Genomic DNA, 19,462 nt, shown 5'->3' with positions numbered 1-19,462 from the left:
CTGTCACATTTTCTTACAGAGCCTGAACGATGAATCAGAACGCTGAGTATTCCGCGGTCAACGACGCGGTGCGTGGGCAATTCTTGCGCCGAACCTGGGCGATGATCACACCGTATTGGCGCAGTGAAGAGAAGGGCAAGGCCTGGTTGTTGCTGGCTGTGGTGATTGGTCTGACGCTGTTCAGCGTGGCGATTTCCGTGTGGCTCAACCACTGGTACAAGGATTTCTACAACGCCCTGGAAAAAAAGGACACTGCGGCCTTCTGGCAACAGATCATCTATTTCTGCGGCATCGCTGCGGTGGCTATTCTCGGCGCGGTCTACCGCCTCTATCTGACCCAGATGTTGACCATTCGCTGGCGCGCGTGGCTCACCGAAAAGCACTTTGCACGCTGGCTCAACAACAAGAACTACTACCAGTTGGAGCAGGGCGGCTATACCGATAACCCGGACCAGCGGATTTCCGAAGACCTCAATAGCTTTACCTTGAACACGTTAACGCTGGGGTTGGGTTTGCTACGCAATGTGGTCAGTCTGGTGTCGTTCTCGATTATCTTGTGGGGCGTGTCGGGCAGCATCGAAGTGTTCGGTATCACCATCCCCGGCTACATGTTCTGGTGCGCACTGCTGTATGCCGCCGTCGGCAGTTGGCTGACGCACCTGATCGGCCGTCGTTTGATCGGCTTGAGCAACCAGCAGCAACGGTTCGAAGCCGACTTGCGTTTCTCCATGGTGCGCGTGCGGGAAAATGCCGAAAGCATTGCTTTGTACAATGGCGAGTCAAACGAGAATCAACGTTTGAGTGCGCGGTTCGGTAAGGTCTGGCACAACTATTGGGACATCATGAAGGTGTCCAAGCGCCTGACATTCTTCACCGCAGGCTATGAGCAGATCGCGGTGGTCTTTGCATTTATCGTGGCGGCACCGCGCTATTTCGCCGGCAAGATCGAGCTGGGCGAGCTGATGCAAATCAACTCGGCATTCGGCAATGTGCAGGGCAATTTCAGCTGGTTTATCACCGCTTACTCCGACCTCGCCAGCTGGCGTGCCAGCAGTGACCGTCTGCTGAGTTTCCATGAGGCCATGAGCCGCAACGAGCAACGTGCTCCGGCCATCGATGTGCGCCCGCACGGCGAGCAACTGGTGGTCAAAGACCTGGGCATGGACCTGGCCGACGGCCGCCGCCTCCTCACCGACGCCGACATGACGGTAGAGCCTGGCCAGCGCGTGATGCTCAGTGGGCGTTCCGGTAGCGGTAAAAGTACGTTGCTGCGCGCCATGGGTAACTTGTGGCCCGCGGGCCACGGCAGCATTCGCCTGCCGGCGGCGCGTTATCTGTTCCTGCCGCAAAAGCCCTACTTGCCGATTGGCAGCCTGAAGGCGGTGTTGAGTTATCCACAAGACGACAGCACCTACCCGGCCGAACGTTATGCACAGGTCCTGGAAACCTGCCGCTTGCCCCATCTGGTCAGCCGTCTGGATGAGGCCAACCACTGGCAGCGCATGCTCTCACCCGGTGAGCAGCAGCGCCTGGCCTTTGCCCGCGCCTTGTTGTTCGCGCCGCAATGGCTGTACATGGACGAAGCCACTTCGGCCATGGATGAAGAGGATGAAGCGAACCTGTATCAAGCGCTGATCGATGAATTGCCGGGGCTGAGTATCGTCAGTGTCGGCCATCGCAGCAGCCTCAAACGCTTCCATGGGCGGCATGTGCGGATTGAGGGTGGGCTGTTGCAGGAGCAACAATCGGCTTAAGGTCTTACGCGGTCAATGTGGGAGCCGGGCTTGCCCGCGATGGCGGTGGGTCAGGCAACAGATACTTTGCTGGTACACCGCTATCGCAGGCAAGCCAGCTCCCACATTGGATTAGTGTCGCCTGCTTGATTGAGCACCCACAAAAAAGCCCGGCTGATCATCGATCAGCCGGGCTTTTTAGTGCTTGAAAATAACTTACTTCTTCAAGCCGTAATGCTCATCCAGCATGCCTGGGGCGTTCGGCGTTTTTGGCGCGTAGTCCCGTGGTGGCTCCTGGTTTTCCCGCGGCGGCGTCAAGCGCTCCCGTGGGGCTTGCGGTGCATCGGAATGCAGCGCGGCCAGCAGGCGCTGGCGGGTGATGTCGTCGAGGGCGAGGCGGTTGGCGCCATCGGCGAGATGATCCTGTACTTCCTGGTAGCTCTGAGTGAGCTTCTTGACCAGGGTCGCGGTGCTGTTGAAGTGGGTAACAACCTCGTTCTGATAACTGTCAAAACGTTCCTGAATGTCATCCAGCTGACGCTGCGTGCGGTTAGGCGCGGCATTCGGCAGCAAGCGGGCAACCAGGAATCCAATGGCGACACCGGCAACCAGGGCAAGAGTCGGCAACAACCAAACTAAGAGCGAGTGTTCCACGAGTCCTTCCTCTATAAACGGCTTTGCTTTACGTTAACGGCTCAAACCTGCGCTGTATACCGCGATTAAGCTCGCAATGATGCCATGCACAGACTTTTAGCTAGACGAGTCGACCCTTTGAGAGGTCACGGAGTTCATTCCTTGCTCATGCGTGAAACCCCCGTTTTGATCGCCGGCCCGGTAGGCCAATTGGAAGCCTTGTACCTGGATCACCCCGAGCCACGTGGCCTGGCGCTGATCTGCCACCCTAACCCGGTGCAAGGCGGGACCATGCTCAATAAAGTCGTTTCGACCCTGCAACGCACTGCCCGCGATGCTGGTTTGATTACTTTACGTTTCAATTACCGTGGCGTCGGCGCGAGCGCCGGTACTCACGACATGGCCACCGGTGAAGTGGACGATGCCGAAGCGGCGGCCACCTGGCTGCGGGAAAAACACCCTGAGCTGCCGATTACCCTGCTCGGCTTTTCCTTCGGCGGCTATGTCGCGGCCAGCCTCGGCGGCCGCCTGGAAGCCAAGGGCGAAAAGCTTGCGCACCTGTTCATGGTCGCCGCTGCGGTGATGCGCCTGCGCGATAGCGATGTGCTGCCCCAAGGCTGCCCATTGACCCTGATCCAGCCGGAAACCGATGAAGTGGTCGACCCGCAGCTGGTCTACGATTGGTCCGCCGCCCTCAAACGCCCCCATGAGCTGCTGAAAGTGGCAGAATGCGGACACTTTTTTCATGGCAAGCTCACCGATCTCAAGGATCTGGTGCTGCCGCGCCTCTCGAATTGATAGCAGTCTGATAAGCGATTACCCATGACGACTCGTACCCGTATCCTCACCGGCATCACCACCACCGGCACGCCGCACCTGGGCAACTACGCCGGTGCGATCCGCCCTGCGATCCTCGCCAGCCAGGACGCGAATGCCGATTCCTTCTACTTCCTGGCCGACTACCACGCCCTGATCAAGTGCGATGACCCGCAGCGCATCCAGCGCTCGCGCATGGAAATCGCCGCGACCTGGCTGGCCGGTGGCCTGGATGTGAACCGGGTGACCTTCTATCGCCAGTCCGACATCCCGGAAATTCCCGAGCTGACCTGGCTGCTGACCTGTGTTGCCGCCAAGGGCCTGCTCAACCGCGCCCACGCCTACAAGGCCTCGGTGGACAAGAACGTCGAAAGCGGTGAAGACCCGGACGCCGGCATCAGCATGGGCCTGTACAGCTACCCGGTGCTGATGGCGGCGGACATCCTGATGTTCAACGCGCACAAGGTGCCGGTCGGCCGTGACCAGATCCAGCACGTGGAAATGGCCCGCGACATCGGCCAGCGTTTCAACCACCTGTTCGGCAACGGTAAAGAATTCTTCACCATGCCCGAGGCGTTGATCGAAGAAAGCGTCGCCACCTTGCCGGGCCTGGACGGCCGCAAGATGTCCAAGAGCTACGACAACACCATTCCGTTATTCACCAGCGCCAAGGACATGAAGGACGCCATCTCGCGGATCGTCACCGATTCGCGCGCGCCTGGCGAAGCCAAAGACCCGGACAACTCGCACCTGTTCACCTTGTTCCAGGCATTTGCCAGCAAGGCTCAGGAACAAGAGTTCCGCGCCGAGCTGCTGCAAGGCCTGGGTTGGGGCGAGGCGAAGAATCGTCTGTTCCAACTGCTCGACAGCCAGTTGAGCGAGCCGCGCGAGCGTTACCACCAGTTGATGTCGCGCCCCTCGGACATGGAAGACCTGCTGCTGATCGGCGCCAAGAAAGCCCGCGCCGTGGCCGCACCGTTCCTTGCCGAGCTGCGTGAAGCCGTGGGCCTGCGTTCGTTCGTCAACCAGGCCGCCGCGCCAGTGACGGCCAAGAAGAAAACCGCCAAAGCTGCGCGCTTCGTGAGCTTTCGTGAAGACGACGGCAGCTTCCGCTTCCGCCTGCTGTCGGCCGAGGGCGAGCAATTGCTGTTGTCGCGCAACTTTGCCGACGGCAAAACAGCGGGCGCCGTGACCAAGCAACTGCAAAACGGCGACGCGCTGGATCTACGCACTGAGGCCACAGGTTTCAGCGTATGGCTGGACGGTGCTGCCGTGGCCGACAGCGCTGACTTTGCCGACGAAGCGTCGCGCGATGCAGCCATCGCCGCCTTGCGCGTTGCGTTGACCCCCATCGAGGATTAACCCGACCAAGGGTTGATTGCCATTATCCAGGGCCGTCGTTACAGTGACGGCCCGTTTTTGTTGCCTTGCTAACGAAATTATGACGCCCCTAGAACGATATCAAGCTGATCTGAAACGCCCTGAGTTCTTCCATGACGCGGCCCAGGAAAATGCGGTGCGTCATTTGCAGCGCCTGTATGACGACCTGGTCGCGGCCTCGCACAACAAGCCAGGGATGTTCAGCAAGCTGTTTGGCAAGAAAGACCACACGCCGGTCAAAGGCCTGTATTTCTGGGGTGGCGTGGGCCGTGGCAAGACCTACCTGGTCGACACCTTCTTCGAAGCACTGCCGTTCAAGGACAAGGTGCGTACGCACTTCCACCGCTTCATGAAGCGTGTGCACGAAGAGATGAAGACGCTGCCGGGCGAGAAGAACCCGCTGACCATTATCGCCAAGCGCTTCTCCGACGAAGCGCGGGTCATCTGCTTCGATGAGTTCTTCGTCTCCGACATTACCGACGCCATGATCCTCGGCACCTTGATGGAAGAACTGTTCAAGAACGGCGTGACCCTGGTCGCCACCTCGAACATCGTGCCTGACGGCTTGTACAAGGACGGCCTGCAACGTGCGCGCTTCCTGCCGGCCATCGCGCTGATCAAGCAGAACACCGAGATCGTCAACGTCGACAGCGGTGTCGACTACCGTTTGCGTCATCTTGAGCAGGCTGAACTGTTCCACTTCCCGCTGAACGAAGCGGCGCATGAAAGCCTGAAAAAGAGCTTCCGCGCGCTGACGCCGGAATGCACCCAGGCAGTGGAAAACGACAAGCTGATGATCGAGAACCGCGAAATCATCGCCCTGCGTACCTGCGATGACGTGGCCTGGTTCGAATTCCGCCAGCTGTGCGACGGCCCGCGTAGCCAGAACGACTACATCGAGCTGGGCAAGATCTTCCACGCGGTGATCTTGAGCGGCGTGGAGCAGATGAGCGTTACTACCGATGACATCGCGCGGCGGTTCATCAACATGGTCGACGAGTTCTATGACCGCAATGTCAAGCTGATTATCTCGGCGGAAGTCGAACTCAAGGACCTCTACACGGGCGGTCGCTTGAACTTCGAATTCCAACGCACCCTGAGCCGCTTGCTCGAAATGCAGTCCCACGAGTTCCTGTCGCGTGGGCATAAACCCTAAAGGCAACTCAGATCAAATGTGGGAGCGGGCTTGCTCGCGAATGCGGTGGATCAGTTAAAGATGCATTGACTGACACACTGCATTCGCGAGCAAGCCCGCTCCCACATTTTTCACCGAGTTGAGTCTGGCTTACGCGGCTTGCTGGAACTGTTGGCGATACTGGTTCGGCGACAGCTCGGTGTGCTGCCTGAACAGCCGCGCAAAGAAGCTTGCATCGTCGTAACCCACTTCATAGCTGATGGTCTTGATGCTCTTGCGGCTGCCCGACAGCAGGCCTTTGGCCGTTTCGATGCGCAGCCTTTGCAGGTAATGCAGCGGCTTGTCACCCGTGGCCGTCTGGAAGCGGCGCATGAAGTTGCGAATGCTCATGCCGTGTTCCCGGGCGACGTCTTCGAAGCGGAACTTGTCGGCAAAGTGCTCTTCCAGCCAGTGCTGGATCTGCAGGATGATCACGTCCTGGTGCAGCTTCTGCCCGCCAAAACCGATGCGCCCTGGCGCGTAGTTGCGCTGCACTTCGTAAAGGATGTCGCGGGCCACCGCCTGGGCGATGTTGGCGCCGCAGAAGCGCTCGATCAGGTAGATGTAAAGGTCGCACGCCGAGGTGGTGCCGCCGGCGCAGTACAGGTTGTCGGCGTCGGTGAGGTGCTTGTCCTGGTTGAGTTGCACCTTGGGGAAACGCTCGCTGAAGGCGTTGAAGAAGCGCCAGTAAGTGGTCGCCTCCTTGCCATCGAGCAGCCCGGCTTCGGCCAGCCAGAACACCCCGGTGGCTTCGCCGCACAGCACCGCGCCGCGCGCATGTTGTTCGCGCAACCACGGCAGCACTTGCGGGTAGCGGCTGCACAGGGCTTCGAAGTCATCCCAGAAGGCCGGCAACACAATGATGTCGGCGTTTTCCAGGCCGCCGTCCACCGGCATGATCACATCGCTGAAGCTGCGTACCGATTGCCCGTCAGGGCTGACCAGGCGCGTTTCGAATGCCGGGGTCAGGCCCAGGCCTTGCTGCTTGCCGTAACGCAGGCTGGCGAGGTGGAAGAAATCCTTGGCTTGCATGAGGGTGGAAGCGAATACCCGATCAATGGCCAAAATGCTGACGCGCCGCAAGGGCGTGGAGATTTGGTTAGACATAATTTCATTTATTCTTATAGGGGAAAGTGGTCACCAGACGGCTGGATCGTCTTATTTTTTGTCGCATGTGTCCAGTGTCCTGTGACGCCTTCGCGGCATAGGCTCTGTGGTCTGGTCTTTGTCCGACAATCCACGCAGGTGACCCATGATCCCCAGAACCTTGTTCAGCTCGGAGCACGAACTCTTCCGCGAGAGCGTGCGCACCTTCCTTGAAAAACACGCTGCGCCGTTCCACGGACAGTGGGAAAAGCAGGGTTACATCGACCGTAATCTTTGGAGCAAAGCGGGGGAGGCGGGGATGCTGTGTTCCCACCTGCCGGAAGAATACGGCGGGCTGGGCGCGGACTTTTTGTACAGCGCGGTAGTGATCGAAGAGATCAGTCGCCTGGGCCTTACCGGCATCGGTTTCTCGCTGCATTCGGACATCGTCGCGCCCTACATCCTGCATTACGGCAGTGAGGCGCTGAAGCAAAAGTACCTGCCTAAACTGATCTCCGGCGAGATGGTCACGGCCATCGCCATGACCGAGCCGGGTGCCGGTTCTGACCTGCAGGGTGTGAAGACCACCGCCGTGCTGGATGGCGATGAGTATGTGATCAACGGCTCCAAGACCTTCATCACCAATGGCTACCTCGCCGAGTTGGTAATCGTGGTGGCCAAGACCGATCCCAAGGCCGGCGCCAAGGGCACCAGCCTGTTTCTGGTGGAAGCCGACACGCCGGGCTTCGACAAGGGCAAGCGCCTGGAGAAGGTCGGCATGAAGGCCCAGGACACTTCGGAGCTGTTCTTTCAGGATGTACGCGTGCCCAAGGAAAACCTGCTGGGCCAGGCGGGCATGGGCTTCGCCTACTTGATGCAGGAGCTGCCTCAGGAGCGCCTGACGGTGGCGATTGGCGCGTTGTCATCCGCCGAAGCTGCGCTGCAGTGGACCCTGGACTACACCCGCGAGCGCAAAGCGTTCGGCAAGGCGATTGCCGACTTTCAGAATACCCGCTTCAAACTGGCGGAGATGGCCACCGAGATTCAGATCGGCCGCGTGTTTGTCGACAAATGCATGGCGCTGCACCTGGAAGGCAAGCTCGACGTGCCCACCGCTGCGATGGCCAAGTACTGGGCCACCGACCTGCAATGCAAGGTGCTCGACGAGTGCGTGCAGTTGCACGGTGGCTACGGCTTCATGTGGGAATACCCGATTGCGCGGGCCTGGGCGGATGCGCGGGTGCAGCGCATTTATGCGGGGACCAATGAGATCATGAAGGAGATTATTGCGCGGGCGCTTTGACGCCCATCGGCTCGTTCCCACGCTCTGCGTGGGAATGCATCCGGTGACGCTCTGCGTCATACAAGCGCGGACGCGGAGCGTCCAGGGCGGCATTCCCACGCAGAGCGTGGGAACGATCATAGCTATCTACAAATCAATCAAGGCGCAGGGTTCGGATGATCCTTCTGAATCGCCTCAATCCCTTCCAGCACTTCCTTGGACAGCTTCAAATCAGCACTGGCAATGTTGCTGTCCAACTGCTCCAGGCTCGTGGCGCCAATAATGTTGCTGGTCACAAACGGCTGCTGCGTCACAAACGCCAAAGCCATCTGCGCCGGGTCCAGGCCATGTTCCCGCGCCAGGGCCACATAACGGCTGCACGCAGCTTGCGACTGCGGGTTGAAGTAGCGGCTGAAGCGGCTGTACTCGGTCAGGCGCGCCTTGGCCGGGCGTGCGCCATTTTCGTATTTGCCGCTGAGCATGCCGAAGGCCAGCGGTGAATAGGCCAGCAAGCCGCATTGCTCGCGAATCGCCACTTCCGCCAAACCCACCTCAAAGCTGCGGTTGAGCAGGTTGTAGGGGTTCTGGATCGACACGGCGCGGGTCCAGCCACGGGCTTCGGCCAGGGCCAGGAACTTCATGGTGCCCCACGGGGTTTCGTTGGACAGGCCGATGTGGCGGATCTTGCCGGCCTTGACCTGTTCGTCCAGCGCTTCGAGGGTTTCTTCCAGCGGGGTCAGGTCGTCTTCGTCCTTGTGCTTGTAGCTCAGTTGGCCAAAGAAGTTGGTGCTGCGCTCCGGCCAGTGCAGCTGGTAGAGGTCGATCCAATCGGTTTGCAGGCGCTTGAGGCTGGCATCCAGGGCGTCGACGATGTGCTTGCGGTTGTGGCGCAGGTGGCCGTCGCGGATGTAGTCGATGGTATTGCCGGGGCCGGCGATCTTGCTGGCGAGGATCCAGTCGGCACGGTCGCCGCGGCTCTTGAAGTAATTACCGATATAACGCTCGGTGGTGGCATAGGTGTCGGCTTTAGGCGGCACCGGGTACATTTCGGCGGTGTCGAGGAAGTTGATCCCTGCGGCCTTGGCCCGTTCGATCTGTGCGAAGGCCTCTGCCTCGCTGTTCTGCTCACCCCAGGTCATGGTGCCCAAGGCGATCGCGCTTACGTTCAGATCGGTGCGGCCCAGCTGTCGATAATCCATCGGGTACTCCTTCGGGGAAAACAATCATAAAAGCAGGTTGAATTTTTTTTCGCAATCTGCATAATTGCCCACCTCTTTCTGCAGTGGAAGTGATGCGCCGCCTGCCGAAGAATCTTGCCGTTGAACGGACGCGCCGACCCGAGCCCCCGATAGCGTCTGTATCCGGCTGCCTTTGACTTGTCAAAGTACGCACTATTCAGTAAGATCCGCCGTCTAATTTACAGGGCGGCCCCTGAGGCTATTAAAGAATGACAACTTTTACTGCAAAACCGGAAACAGTTCAGCGCGACTGGTTTGTCGTCGACGCCGCTGGTCAGACCCTGGGTCGTCTGGCCACTGAAGTCGCCAGCCGTCTGCGTGGCAAGCACAAGCCTGAGTACACCCCTCACGTTGACACCGGTGACTACATTGTCATCATCAACGCCGAGCAGGTACGTGTTACCGGCAACAAAGCGCAAGACAAAATGTACTACCGTCACTCCGGTTTCCCAGGCGGTATCAAGTCTTCGAACTTCGAAGGCCTGATCTCCAAGAAGCCTGAAGCCCCGATCGAAATCGCGGTCAAAGGTATGCTGCCTAAGGGCCCACTGGGTCGCGATATGTTTCGCAAGCTGAAAGTCTATGCGGGCGCTGTACACCCTCATGCTGCTCAGCAGCCCCAAGAACTGAAGTTTTAACGGAATAGTTCATTATGTCGGCGACTCAAAATTACGGCACTGGCCGTCGCAAAACCGCTACCGCTCGCGTTTTCCTGCGTCCGGGTACTGGTAACATCTCGATCAACAACCGCACTCTGGAAAATTTCTTCGGTCGCGAAACTGCCCGCATGGTAGTTCGTCAGCCGCTGGAACTGACCGAGACTGTTGAAAAGTTCGACATCTACGTCACCGTTATCGGTGGCGGTGTAAGTGGTCAAGCTGGCGCAATCCGCCACGGTATCACTCGCGCTCTGATGCAGTACGACGAAACCCTGCGTGGCGCTCTGCGCAAAGCTGGCTTCGTAACTCGCGATGCTCGTGAAGTAGAACGTAAGAAAGTCGGTCTGCGTAAAGCGCGTAAGCGTCCGCAGTACTCGAAGCGTTAATTCGCTTTACGTTCCACAAAAACGCCCAACTCCTTACGGAGCTGGGCGTTTTTTATTGCCTGCGATTTATGCATAAATTTTACCGTGACAACTTGCCACATCCGTAGACCCCCTATACTACAAGGCCTGGAGGCTGAGCCCAGGGCAATTCCCTTGTCATACGTGGGGCTTTTCATTACCATCCGACAAAATTTTTATAAGTAAAGATTCAACACTTAGTAGACGCCTGATTTAACAGGCCAAAAAGCTGATGGGAGAGGACTGAATGAGCAATGACGGCGTGAATGCAGGCCGGCGTCGCTTCTTGGTAGCAGCCACATCCGTGGTGGGTGCTGCAGGAGCGGTGGGGGCTGCGGTCCCGTTCGTGGGGTCATGGTTTCCCAGTGCCAAGGCGAAAGCCGCAGGTGCACCGGTGAAGGTGAATGTCAGCAAGATCGACCCAGGCCAGCAGATGATTGCTGAGTGGCGCGGTCAGCCGGTCTTCATCGTTCGTCGTACTGAGGAGATCCTGGGGAATCTGAAGAAAATCGAAGGTCAGCTGTCTGACCCCGACTCTAAGAACTCCGACCAGCCCGCCTACGTCGATAAGGAAATCCGTTCGATCAAGCCAGAGATCCTGCTGCTGATCGGTATCTGCACCCACTTGGGTTGCTCGCCTACCTTCCGCCCGGAAGTTGCTCCTGCCGACCTTGGCAAGGATTGGGTCGGTGGCTATTTCTGCCCTTGCCACGGCTCCCATTACGACCTCGCCGGTCGCGTCTACAAGTCACAACCCGCACCACTGAACCTGCCAGTGCCGCCACATCACTACGAGACTGACAGTGTCATTGTCATTGGCGTCGACGAGGGGGAGAAAGCCTGATGAGCAAGTTCATGGATTGGGTGGATGCGCGCTTCCCCGCCACTAAAATGTGGGAAGACCATCTCAGCAAATATTACGCGCCAAAAAACTTCAACTTCTTCTACTTCTTCGGCTCGCTGGCCTTGCTGGTGCTGGTCAACCAGATCGTCACCGGTGTGTGGCTGACGATGAGCTACACGCCGTCGGCGGAAGAGGCGTTCGCCTCCGTCGAGTACATCATGCGTGACGTCGAGTACGGCTCGATCCTGCGTCTGCTGCACTCCACCGGCGCGTCAGCGTTCTTCATCGTCGTCTATATGCACATGTTCCGTGGCCTGCTCTACGGTTCGTACCAGAAGCCACGCGAGCTGGTGTGGGTGTTTGGCATGCTGATCTACCTGGCGCTGATGGCCGAGGCCTTCATGGGCTACCTGCTGCCGTGGGGCCAGATGTCGTACTGGGGCGCCCAGGTGATCATCTCGCTGTTTGGTGCGATCCCGGTGATCGGCAACGACCTGACCCAGTGGATTCGTGGTGACTACCTGATCTCCGGCATCACCCTGAACCGCTTCTTTGCGTTGCATGTCGTTGCATTGCCTATCGTGATTCTGGGCCTGGTGGTGCTGCATATCCTGGCACTGCACGAAGTGGGTTCCAACAACCCCGATGGCGTGGACATCAAAAAGCATAAAGACGAAAACGGCATCCCGTTGGACGGCATTCCGTTCCACCCGTACTACACCGTCAAAGACATTGTCGGCGTGGTGGTCTTCCTGTTCATCTTCTGCTCGATCGTGTTCTTTTTCCCGGAGATGGGCGGTTATTTCCTCGAGAAGCCTAACTTCGAACAGGCCAACGCCTTCAAGACGCCTGAGCACATTGCCCCGGTCTGGTACTTCACGCCGTTCTACGCGATCTTGCGGGCGATCCCCGACAAGCTCATGGGCGTAATGGCCATGGGCGCGTCAATTGCGCTGCTGTTCGTACTGCCGTGGCTCGACCGCAGCCCGGTCAAGTCGATGCGCTACAAAGGCTGGCTGAGCAAGATCTGGCTGTGGGTGTTCTGCATTGCATTCGTGATCCTGGGCGTATTGGGCGTATTGGCGCCGACCCCTGAGCGCACGCTGCTGTCGCAGGTCTGCACCTTCCTGTACTTCGCCTACTTCATTCTGATGCCGTTCTACACCCGGCTCGAGAAGACCAAACCGGTTCCGGAAAGGGTGACTGGCTGATGAAAAAGTTATTCGTTGCTTTGATCCTTGCGGCGCTGCCGCTACTGTCCTTCGCGGCCGAGCACGGCGCGGAGCTGGAAAAAGTCGATATCGACGTGTCCGACAAGGCCGCCATGCAAGATGGCCTGCGTACGTTCACCAACTACTGCATGGGCTGCCACAGCGCCAAGTTCCAGCGTTACGAGCGGGTTGCCGATGACCTGGGCATTCCCCATGACGTGATGCTCAGCCACGCCGTGTTCACGGGCGCCAAGATCGGCGACCACATGAACATCGGCATGCAGCCTGCGGATGCCAAGGCCTGGTTCGGCGCTGCGCCGCCCGACCTGACCCTGGTGGCGCGTGTGCGCGGTACCGATTGGCTGTATGGCTACCTCAAATCCTTCTACGAAGACCCGGCGCGCCCTTACGGCGTGAACAACAAAGTCTTCCCGAACGTCGGCATGCCTAACGTTCTGGTCGGCCTGCAGGGTCGCCAAGTGGTAGGATGCAAGCAGGTTCAGGTCGTTGAAGACGGCAAGAAGCAATATGATCCGCTGACCGGCACGCCTCTGACACACGAAGCGTGCGATCAACTGACCATCGTGCCCAAGACCGGTACGCTGAACGAAGAGCAGTTCGACGAGAAGGTCAAGAATCTGGTGACCTTCCTGGCCTACTCGGCCAACCCGGTCAAATTGCAGCATCAGCGCATCGGTACGTATGTGTTGCTGTACCTGGCCTTCTTCTTCGTGTTCGCTTATCTGCTCAAACGCGAATACTGGAAGGATGTGCATTGATCCAACCGTAAGCAATTGCTGTTAATCTTGCGCGCCCAGCGGCATCTCTGAATACGTAGCGGTCTGGTTGAACCAGGCACTACAGGGATGCTCTCTGGGCGCGCTCGTTTTTGAGCTTTCCATAATTTCAACAAGCGAGGAGGACCGCCATGGGCGTGACCAATCGGTTGGCCTGTTACTCCGACCCCGCCGACCACTATTCCCACCGAGTACGCATCGTGCTCGCAGAGAAGGGTGTCAGCGCCGAGATCATCAGTGTGGAGGCAGGTCGTCATCCGCCGAAACTGATCGAAGTGAACCCTTACGGCAGCTTGCCCACCCTGGTCGATCGTGACCTGGCGTTGTGGGAGTCAACCGTGGTGATGGAATACCTGGATGAGCGTTACCCGCATCCACCTTTGCTGCCGGTGTATCCGGTGGCGCGTGCCAACAGCCGCCTGCTGATCCATCGGATCCAGCGTGACTGGTGCGGGCTGGTGGATGTGATCCTGGATACACGCAGTAAAGAAGCCGTTCGTGTGCAAGCGCGCAAGGAATTGCGCGAGAGCCTGACCGGCGTTTCGCCGCTGTTCGCCGACAAGCCTTTTTTCCTCAGTGAGGAACAAAGCTTGGTGGATTGCTGCCTATTACCCATACTCTGGCGCTTGCCGATCCTGGGCATTGAACTGCCACGGCCGGCCAAGCCGTTGCTTGATTACATGGAGCGCCAGTTTGCGCGTGAGGCTTTCCAGGCGAGTCTGTCTGGTGTCGAACGCGATATGCGCTAAGGCTTAAGGAGCCGCTGATGAACTCCAGTCGACCCTATTTGGTCCGCGCGCTCTATGAGTGGATTGTGGACAACGATTGCACCCCGCACATGCTGGTCAACTCTGAATTTCCCAAGGTTGACGTGCCGCAGGGTTTTGCCAGTGACGGGCAGATCGTACTGAACGTTTCGCCAAGTGCTGTGCGCCACCTGCACATGGACAATGAAGCCGTCAGCTTCGAAGGGCGTTTTGGCGGCGTGCCACATACGCTGTTCGTGCCGATTGGTGCCATCCTCGGGATCTATGCCCGGGAAAATGGCCAGGGCATGGTGTTTGATCTGGAGTCGCCTTTCGAGGATGACGAAGCGATTGAAGGCGAAGACGGTGATGATCTACCGCCACCGGACTCCGAGCCGCCGCGTCCAAGCGGTCGGCCGAGCCTGAAAGTGGTGAAGTAAGCGGCGTTCACCTTCGTGTGAGCCCTGAAAATGCCTCGGCCTTTGCCGGGGCATTTTTTTGCGCAACGGATATGGATGAAAGTCGTGTCAGAACGGTGATCGTACAACCGCCATGGGCTATGATGCGGGCTCAAGTTCGCCGAGAAAGATCATTCGTCATGGAAAACGCCAACACCGCCCCTCGTCTTCCCCGCAAGCGCCGCAGCCTTGCCCAGGAATTGGTCACGGTGTTGTCCGAGCAGATCCGCGACGGCCAGCTCAAACGCGGCGACAAGTTGCCCACCGAGTCGGCCATCATGGAAGCCCATGGGGTCAGCCGCACCGTGGTGCGCGAGGCCATCTCACGTTTGCAGGCGGCGGGGCAGGTGGAAACCCGCCACGGCATCGGCACCTTTGTGCTGGATACACCAAGCCCGAGCGGTTTCCGGATCGACCCGGCCACGGTGGTAACGCTGCGGGATGTGCTGGCGATTCTGGAGCTGCGTATCAGCCTGGAAGTGGAGTCCGCTGGCCTTGCTGCGTTGCGCCGCAGCGACGAACAACTGGCGGCGATGCGCGCAGCCCTCGATGCGCTGAATGAAAGCGCGGCCCATGCAGGGGACGCGGTGGCGTCGGATTTCGCGTTCCATCTGGAAATCGCGCTGTCCACCGGCAACCGCTACTTCACCGACATCATGACCCACCTGGGCACCAGCATTATTCCGCGTACCCGCCTGAATTCGGCGCGCCTGGCCCATGACGACCAGCAGCACTACATGAGCCGCCTGAGCCGCGAACACGAAGAGATTTATGAGGCGATTGCCCGCCAGGATTCGGACGCGGCCCGCGCAGCCATGCGCCTGCATTTGACCAACAGCCGTGAGCGGCTGCGCCATGCCCATGAAGAGGCGGAGGCGCAGCGCGGTTAACCGCCAGACACGCTCTAATGTGGGAGCTGGCTGTTGATCGTTCCCACGCTCAGCGTGGGAATGCCGCCCTGGACGCTCCGCGTCCCGATGTGCGCGAGTATCTCAAGCCCCGCGCAAGGTGACGCAGAGCGTCACAGGATGTATTCCCACGCAGAGCGTGGGAACGATCAGTGTCAGGCGGGCTGGTTGGGCTTGTAGTCCTTGAGCAGCAGATAAGTGCTCCAACCCCACCAATCATTGGTCCAGCGCTTGTCGTTCAGGTCATTCACGTCCTTGCGGCGCAGCACCTTGTCACCCTCCATCTTGAACAGCGGCGAAAAGTTGTTCGCCGGGTTCTGCGCAGCATTCAGGTCCGGCACATACAACGGCGCCTTGAAGCTGGCCGGGGAGGGCGCGATACCGCTGATAAAGGTCTCGAAGATCTCATCAGCCGAGGCCTGCACCGCACGTTTGACCATGGCCCGATTGTCCGCGTCGATCGCATCGAAGTAGCGTTTGTCCCCATAGGCATGCCATTGATCACCCTTGGCATTGCTTACCTTGAGCCCGAACTTGCTGTCTTCGTCGTGCATGAAGCGGCTGATCAGCGAGCCTAATTCTCCGGGTGTGACCACCGCCGCCAATTGCTTGCGCGGCACGCGCAGGTGGCCGGCAGAAAACAGATCGGTCAAAAAGTGATCGGCAAAGCTGTTCATCGCATACGCCAGTTCCAGCGCCTGGTCGGTGCCGGTCTGGTGCGCGATGACCGCCTGTTGCAGCGCCGCCGTATGGCCGGCCAGGTACGCCGACAGCGCCCATTCGCCAAAGTGGTCGGCGTTGTCTGCGGCCAGCTTCAAGTAACGCCCCAGTGGAATCAGCGCCGAAACCGCACTGCCGCCGCCGGTGATGCGGTTCCATTCCTCGGACAACGTATCACCCAGCGCGTCATAGGCTTCATGGGGTTGTTTGCCGTCGCGGATCGCCTGGTTGACCGCGTTGATCTCCTTTTGCATGACCGCGAGGATTTTCCCGGCTTCTTCACGCGAGGCCGGTAGCACCGCCAGCGAGTTGAAGGCCGCGGTAAAACGTTGCACACGCTCGGCCGGGGAGGCGCCATCGCTGATGGCCTGGCCCGGAATGCCATAGAAATCACCGCCCAGGGCAATCACTTGGCCGTAGGTCAGTGCCAGGCCATTGGGCAGGTGCAGTTCAACTTGCCGCGCAGGAATCGCCGGGGCGTCCTTGGCGAAACGCAGCAGCGTGTCATCGCCGATGGCAGTGTGCTCACCGCCTTCAAAACGTAGGGTGGGTGGTGTTTTTTCGGGGGCTGCGAGTTCAAGACCTGACATGTTAGCTCCTTGCTATGTCGTAGGAATCTTCCGTAATAACTGTATGTATATACAGTTGTTCGGAGCATAGAGGAATAATTTCCTGCGTCAAGAAGCTGCGTTTAAACACGTGCCTACGAATGAGGACCGATGAATTGCAGTTGACGAATCTTTTTATAGTTGTACGATGACGTACGACATCACCAAAACCAACAACAACCTTTCGACAGAAAGTCTTCATCCAGGGTGTTCGAATAATGAATCCACAAGAACTGAAGTCCATCCTCTCCCACGGTTTGCTGTCTTTTCCGGTAACCGATTTTAATGCCCAGGGTGACTTCCACCAGGCGGGCTACATCAAGCGTCTGGAATGGCTGGCCCCTTACGGCGCCACCGCCTTGTTCGCCGCCGGCGGCACCGGTGAGTTTTTCTCCCTGGCCGCCAGCGAATATTCCCAAGTGGTGAAGACTGCTGTTGATACCTGCGCCACCAGCGTGCCGATTCTGGCCGGTGTCGGCGGTTCGACCCGCCAGGCCATCGAATACGCCCAGGAAGCCGAGCGTCTTGGCGCCAAAGGCTTGCTGCTGCTGCCGCACTACCTGACCGAAGCCAGCCAGGACGGTGTCGCCGCCCACGTTGAGGCCGTGTGCAAGTCAGTCAAAATCGGCGTAGTGGTCTACAACCGCAACGTTTGCCGCCTGACCGCGCCCTTGCTCGAACGCCTGGCCGAACGCTGCCCGAACCTGATCGGCTATAAAGACGGCCTGGGCGATATCGAGCTGATGGTGTCGATCCGCCGCCGTCTCGGCGATCGTTTCAGCTACCTCGGCGGCCTGCCGACTGCAGAGGTTTACGCCGCTGCCTACAAGGCCCTGGGTGTACCGGTGTACTCCTCGGCGGTGTTCAACTTCATCCCGAAAACCGCGATGGACTTCTACCACGCGATTGCCCAGGACGATCACGCCACTGTTGCCAGGATCATCGACAACTTCTTCCTGCCTTACCTCGATATCCGCAACCGTAAAGCCGGTTACGCGGTGAGCATCGTCAAGGCCGGCGCCAAAATCGTCGGTTACGACGCAGGCCCGGTGCGCACGCCGCTGACCGACCTGCTGCCGGAAGAGTACGAAGCCCTGGCCGCGCTGATCGACAAGCAAGGTCCGCAGTAACTTATCCACAAGGCCGCTGAGCAATCAGCGGCCTTTTGCGTCAGGAGAGAATGTGTGTCCCAAGCCAAACGTTTTGAAAACTACATCAACGGCGAGTGGGTGGCCGGTGCCGACTACTGCAACAACATCAACCCGTCGGAGTTGTCCGATGTCATTGGCGAATACGCCAAGGCCGATGTAGCCCAAGTCAACGCCGCCATCGATGCCGCCCGCGCCGCGTTCCCGGCCTGGTCGACGTCCGGCATCCAGGCGCGCCACGATGCACTGGATAAAGTCGGCAGCGAAATCCTCGCCCGCCGCGAAGAGCTTGGCACTTTGCTGGCCCGTGAAGAGGGCAAGACCCTGCCCGAAGCCATCGGCGAAGTGACCCGCGCCGGTAACATCTTCAAATTCTTCGCCGGCGAGTGCCTGCGCTTGTCTGGCGATTACGTGCCTTCGGTGCGCCCAGGCGTGAATGTGGAAGTCACCCGCGAAGCCCTCGGTGTGGTCGGCCTGATCACGCCGTGGAACTTCCCGATTGCCATCCCCGCGTGGAAAATCGCCCCGGCCCTGGCCTACGGCAACTGTGTGGTGATCAAACCGGCCGAACTGGTGCCGGGTTGCGCCTGGGCCTTGGCCGAGATCATCTCCCGCGCGGGTTTCCCGGCCGGTGTGTTCAACCTGGTGATGGGCAGCGGCCGTGTGGTTGGCGATGTGTTGGTCAACAGCCCGAAAGTCGACGGCATCAGCTTTACCGGTTCGGTTGGCGTCGGTCGCCAGATCGCCGTCAGCTGCGTGTCGCGCCAGGCCAAGGTGCAGTTGGAAATGGGCGGTAAGAACCCGCAGATCATCCTCGATGACGCCGACCTCAAGCAGGCCGTCGAGCTGTCGGTACAGAGCGCGTTCTACTCCACGGGCCAACGTTGCACGGCCTCCAGCCGCTTGATCGTCACCGCCGGTATCCACGACCAGTTCGTCGCGGCCATGGCCGAGCGCATGAAGTCGATCAAAGTCGGCCACGCGCTCAAAAGCGGCACTGACATTGGCCCGGTGGTCTCCCAGGCCCAGTTGGACCAGGACATGAAGTACATCGACATCGGCCAAAGCGAAGGCGCGCGGCTGGTCAGCGGTGGCGGCCTGGTGACCTGTGACACCGAAGGCTACTACCTGGCGCCGACGCTGTTTGCCGACAGCGAAGCCGCCATGCGTATCAGCCGTGAAGAGATCTTCGGCCCGGTGGCCAACGTGGTGCGCGTGGCGGATTACGAGGCGGCGCTGGCCATGGCCAATGACACCGAGTTCGGCCTGTCGGCGGGCATTGCCACTACTTCGCTCAAGTACGCCAACCACTTCAAGCGCCACTCCCAGGCCGGGATGGTGATGGTCAACCTGCCAACCGCCGGTGTGGATTATCACGTGCCGTTCGGTGGCCGTAAGGGTTCGTCCTATGGTTCGCGTGAGCAAGGCCGCTATGCGCAAGAGTTCTACACAGTGGTGAAAACCAGCTACATCGGGTCGTAGGAAATGGCCCGGTAGGCACCGGCTTATGTGGGAGCTGGCTTGCCTGCGATTGCATCACCAGGGTGTAACTGACACACCGTGGTGCCTGTATCGCAGGCAAGCCAGCTCCCACACAAAGCGGTTCCTGCACTTAAA

General features: G+C 59.2%; 19 protein-coding genes and 1 pseudogene. 16 read left to right on the top strand and 4 right to left on the bottom strand.

Features of this window, described 5'->3' with window-relative positions:
• Positions 1-29 precede the first annotated feature (29 nt).
• Positions 30-1,070: pseudogene (locus ASE80_RS31810) on the top strand (ABC transporter ATP-binding protein/permease); the annotation flags it as partial.
• A gap of 12 nt (positions 1,071-1,082) precedes the next feature.
• The gene (locus ASE80_RS31805) at positions 1,083-1,754 is read left to right on the top strand and encodes an ATP-binding cassette domain-containing protein (RefSeq protein WP_442962903.1); all 672 of its coding nucleotides are present in this window, start codon (positions 1,083-1,085) and stop codon (positions 1,752-1,754) included.
• Positions 1,755-1,949: 195 nt separating this feature from the next.
• Here ASE80_RS31805 and ASE80_RS11820 read toward each other — a convergent pair whose 3' ends face one another.
• Complete coding sequence (locus tag ASE80_RS11820) at positions 1,950-2,387, bottom strand: YhcB family protein (protein WP_017138275.1); 438 nt, start codon at positions 2,385-2,387, stop codon at positions 1,950-1,952.
• 147 nt (positions 2,388-2,534) lie between these two features.
• On the opposite strand from ASE80_RS11820, the gene ASE80_RS11815 reads away from it, so the two are divergent.
• From ASE80_RS11815 to zapE, 3 genes are all read left to right on the top strand, one after another.
• Complete coding sequence (locus tag ASE80_RS11815; RefSeq protein ID WP_056859053.1) at positions 2,535-3,164, top strand: alpha/beta hydrolase; 630 nt, start codon at positions 2,535-2,537, stop codon at positions 3,162-3,164.
• Positions 3,165-3,188: 24 nt separating this feature from the next.
• Complete coding sequence (locus ASE80_RS11810; RefSeq protein WP_056859052.1) at positions 3,189-4,544, top strand: tryptophan--tRNA ligase; 1,356 nt, start codon at positions 3,189-3,191, stop codon at positions 4,542-4,544.
• A gap of 79 nt (positions 4,545-4,623) precedes the next feature.
• Positions 4,624-5,718: a cell division protein ZapE gene (zapE, locus tag ASE80_RS11805; RefSeq protein ID WP_056859051.1), complete on the top strand. Its 1,095-nt coding sequence runs from the start codon at positions 4,624-4,626 to the stop codon at positions 5,716-5,718.
• Between the two features lie 129 nt (positions 5,719-5,847).
• On the opposite strand, the gene ASE80_RS11800 is transcribed toward zapE, so the two are convergent.
• Entirely contained in the window at positions 5,848-6,768 is a 921-nt protein-coding gene (locus ASE80_RS11800; RefSeq protein ID WP_177336516.1) for a GlxA family transcriptional regulator, read from the bottom strand.
• Between the two features lie 220 nt (positions 6,769-6,988).
• Between ASE80_RS11800 and ASE80_RS11795 the strand changes: the two genes are divergently transcribed.
• Positions 6,989-8,125 (top strand): acyl-CoA dehydrogenase family protein, encoded by a 1,137-nt coding sequence (locus tag ASE80_RS11795; protein ID WP_056859049.1) that lies wholly within the window; start codon positions 6,989-6,991, stop codon positions 8,123-8,125.
• 137 nt (positions 8,126-8,262) lie between these two features.
• Here ASE80_RS11795 and ASE80_RS11790 read toward each other — a convergent pair whose 3' ends face one another.
• Positions 8,263-9,303, bottom strand: coding sequence for an NADP(H)-dependent aldo-keto reductase (locus ASE80_RS11790; protein ID WP_056859048.1), 1,041 nt, complete (start codon positions 9,301-9,303; stop codon positions 8,263-8,265).
• A 248-nt stretch (positions 9,304-9,551) separates the two neighbouring features.
• Between ASE80_RS11790 and rplM the strand changes: the two genes are divergently transcribed.
• From rplM to ASE80_RS11750, 8 genes are all read left to right on the top strand, one after another.
• Positions 9,552-9,980 (top strand): 50S ribosomal protein L13, encoded by a 429-nt coding sequence (gene rplM / locus ASE80_RS11785; protein ID WP_003171742.1) that lies wholly within the window; start codon positions 9,552-9,554, stop codon positions 9,978-9,980.
• 14 nt (positions 9,981-9,994) lie between these two features.
• Positions 9,995-10,387 carry a 30S ribosomal protein S9 gene (gene rpsI / locus ASE80_RS11780; RefSeq protein WP_003216038.1) on the top strand — a complete coding sequence of 131 codons (393 nt, stop codon included), beginning with the start codon at positions 9,995-9,997 and terminating at the stop codon, positions 10,385-10,387.
• 265 nt (positions 10,388-10,652) lie between these two features.
• Positions 10,653-11,249 carry a ubiquinol-cytochrome c reductase iron-sulfur subunit gene (gene petA, locus ASE80_RS11775; RefSeq protein ID WP_003216040.1) on the top strand — a complete coding sequence of 199 codons (597 nt, stop codon included), beginning with the start codon at positions 10,653-10,655 and terminating at the stop codon, positions 11,247-11,249.
• On the top strand, positions 11,249-12,460 hold the full coding sequence (locus ASE80_RS11770) for a cytochrome b (protein WP_017138268.1): 1,212 nt from the start codon (positions 11,249-11,251) through the stop codon (positions 12,458-12,460). The genes petA and ASE80_RS11770 overlap by 1 nt, the downstream gene beginning before the upstream one ends.
• A complete protein-coding gene (locus ASE80_RS11765) occupies positions 12,460-13,239 on the top strand; it encodes a cytochrome c1 (RefSeq protein WP_017138267.1) in 780 nt (259 codons plus the stop codon). The genes ASE80_RS11770 and ASE80_RS11765 overlap by 1 nt, the downstream gene beginning before the upstream one ends.
• Before the next feature lie 149 nt (positions 13,240-13,388).
• Positions 13,389-14,006 (top strand): glutathione S-transferase N-terminal domain-containing protein, encoded by a 618-nt coding sequence (locus ASE80_RS11760; RefSeq protein ID WP_017138266.1) that lies wholly within the window; start codon positions 13,389-13,391, stop codon positions 14,004-14,006.
• Positions 14,007-14,023: 17 nt separating this feature from the next.
• Positions 14,024-14,443, top strand: a complete 420-nt coding sequence (locus ASE80_RS11755) for a ClpXP protease specificity-enhancing factor (protein ID WP_056859047.1) — start codon at positions 14,024-14,026, stop codon at positions 14,441-14,443.
• A 158-nt stretch (positions 14,444-14,601) separates the two neighbouring features.
• Positions 14,602-15,351: a FadR/GntR family transcriptional regulator gene (locus tag ASE80_RS11750; RefSeq protein ID WP_056859046.1), complete on the top strand. Its 750-nt coding sequence runs from the start codon at positions 14,602-14,604 to the stop codon at positions 15,349-15,351.
• Between the two features lie 173 nt (positions 15,352-15,524).
• Here the strand turns inward: ASE80_RS11750 and ASE80_RS11745 are convergent, their stop codons facing one another.
• On the bottom strand, positions 15,525-16,679 hold the full coding sequence (locus tag ASE80_RS11745) for a hypothetical protein (protein ID WP_056859045.1): 1,155 nt from the start codon (positions 16,677-16,679) through the stop codon (positions 15,525-15,527).
• A gap of 236 nt (positions 16,680-16,915) precedes the next feature.
• Here ASE80_RS11745 and kdgD point away from each other — a divergent pair, with 236 nt between their 5' ends.
• Both kdgD and ASE80_RS11735 read left to right on the top strand, forming a co-directional pair.
• Positions 16,916-17,827, top strand: coding sequence for a 5-dehydro-4-deoxyglucarate dehydratase (gene kdgD, locus ASE80_RS11740; protein ID WP_056859044.1), 912 nt, complete (start codon positions 16,916-16,918; stop codon positions 17,825-17,827).
• Between the two features lie 54 nt (positions 17,828-17,881).
• Entirely contained in the window at positions 17,882-19,327 is a 1,446-nt protein-coding gene (locus ASE80_RS11735; RefSeq protein ID WP_017138260.1) for an aldehyde dehydrogenase family protein, read from the top strand.
• Positions 19,328-19,462: the final 135 nt, after the last annotated feature.

It is taken from the genome of Pseudomonas sp. Leaf15 (assembly GCF_001421425.1).
GTDB classification, from domain to species: Bacteria; Pseudomonadota; Gammaproteobacteria; order Pseudomonadales; family Pseudomonadaceae; genus Aquipseudomonas; species Aquipseudomonas salomonii.
This window is presented reverse-complemented; position numbering and strand designations above follow the sequence as displayed.

Excerpts from the sequence above, each read along its gene's own strand:
- ASE80_RS31805 (WP_442962903.1), top strand. The coding sequence starts at position 1,083 with ATGAGCCGCAACGAGCAACGTGCTCCGGCCATCGATGTGCGCCCGCAC.
- ASE80_RS11815 (WP_056859053.1), top strand. The coding sequence starts at position 2,535 with ATGCGTGAAACCCCCGTTTTGATCGCCGGCCCGGTAGGCCAATTGGAA.
- ASE80_RS11810 (WP_056859052.1), top strand. The coding sequence starts at position 3,189 with ATGACGACTCGTACCCGTATCCTCACCGGCATCACCACCACCGGCACG.
- zapE (WP_056859051.1), top strand. The coding sequence starts at position 4,624 with ATGACGCCCCTAGAACGATATCAAGCTGATCTGAAACGCCCTGAGTTC.
- ASE80_RS11800 (WP_177336516.1), bottom strand. The coding sequence starts at position 6,768 with ATGCAAGCCAAGGATTTCTTCCACCTCGCCAGCCTGCGTTACGGCAAG.
- ASE80_RS11795 (WP_056859049.1), top strand. The coding sequence starts at position 6,989 with ATGATCCCCAGAACCTTGTTCAGCTCGGAGCACGAACTCTTCCGCGAG.
- ASE80_RS11790 (WP_056859048.1), bottom strand. The coding sequence starts at position 9,303 with ATGGATTATCGACAGCTGGGCCGCACCGATCTGAACGTAAGCGCGATC.
- rplM (WP_003171742.1), top strand. The coding sequence starts at position 9,552 with ATGACAACTTTTACTGCAAAACCGGAAACAGTTCAGCGCGACTGGTTT.
- rpsI (WP_003216038.1), top strand. The coding sequence starts at position 9,995 with ATGTCGGCGACTCAAAATTACGGCACTGGCCGTCGCAAAACCGCTACC.
- petA (WP_003216040.1), top strand. The coding sequence starts at position 10,653 with ATGAGCAATGACGGCGTGAATGCAGGCCGGCGTCGCTTCTTGGTAGCA.
- ASE80_RS11770 (WP_017138268.1), top strand. The coding sequence starts at position 11,249 with ATGAGCAAGTTCATGGATTGGGTGGATGCGCGCTTCCCCGCCACTAAA.
- ASE80_RS11765 (WP_017138267.1), top strand. The coding sequence starts at position 12,460 with ATGAAAAAGTTATTCGTTGCTTTGATCCTTGCGGCGCTGCCGCTACTG.
- ASE80_RS11760 (WP_017138266.1), top strand. The coding sequence starts at position 13,389 with ATGGGCGTGACCAATCGGTTGGCCTGTTACTCCGACCCCGCCGACCAC.
- ASE80_RS11755 (WP_056859047.1), top strand. The coding sequence starts at position 14,024 with ATGAACTCCAGTCGACCCTATTTGGTCCGCGCGCTCTATGAGTGGATT.
- ASE80_RS11750 (WP_056859046.1), top strand. The coding sequence starts at position 14,602 with ATGGAAAACGCCAACACCGCCCCTCGTCTTCCCCGCAAGCGCCGCAGC.
- ASE80_RS11745 (WP_056859045.1), bottom strand. The coding sequence starts at position 16,679 with ATGTCAGGTCTTGAACTCGCAGCCCCCGAAAAAACACCACCCACCCTA.
- kdgD (WP_056859044.1), top strand. The coding sequence starts at position 16,916 with ATGAATCCACAAGAACTGAAGTCCATCCTCTCCCACGGTTTGCTGTCT.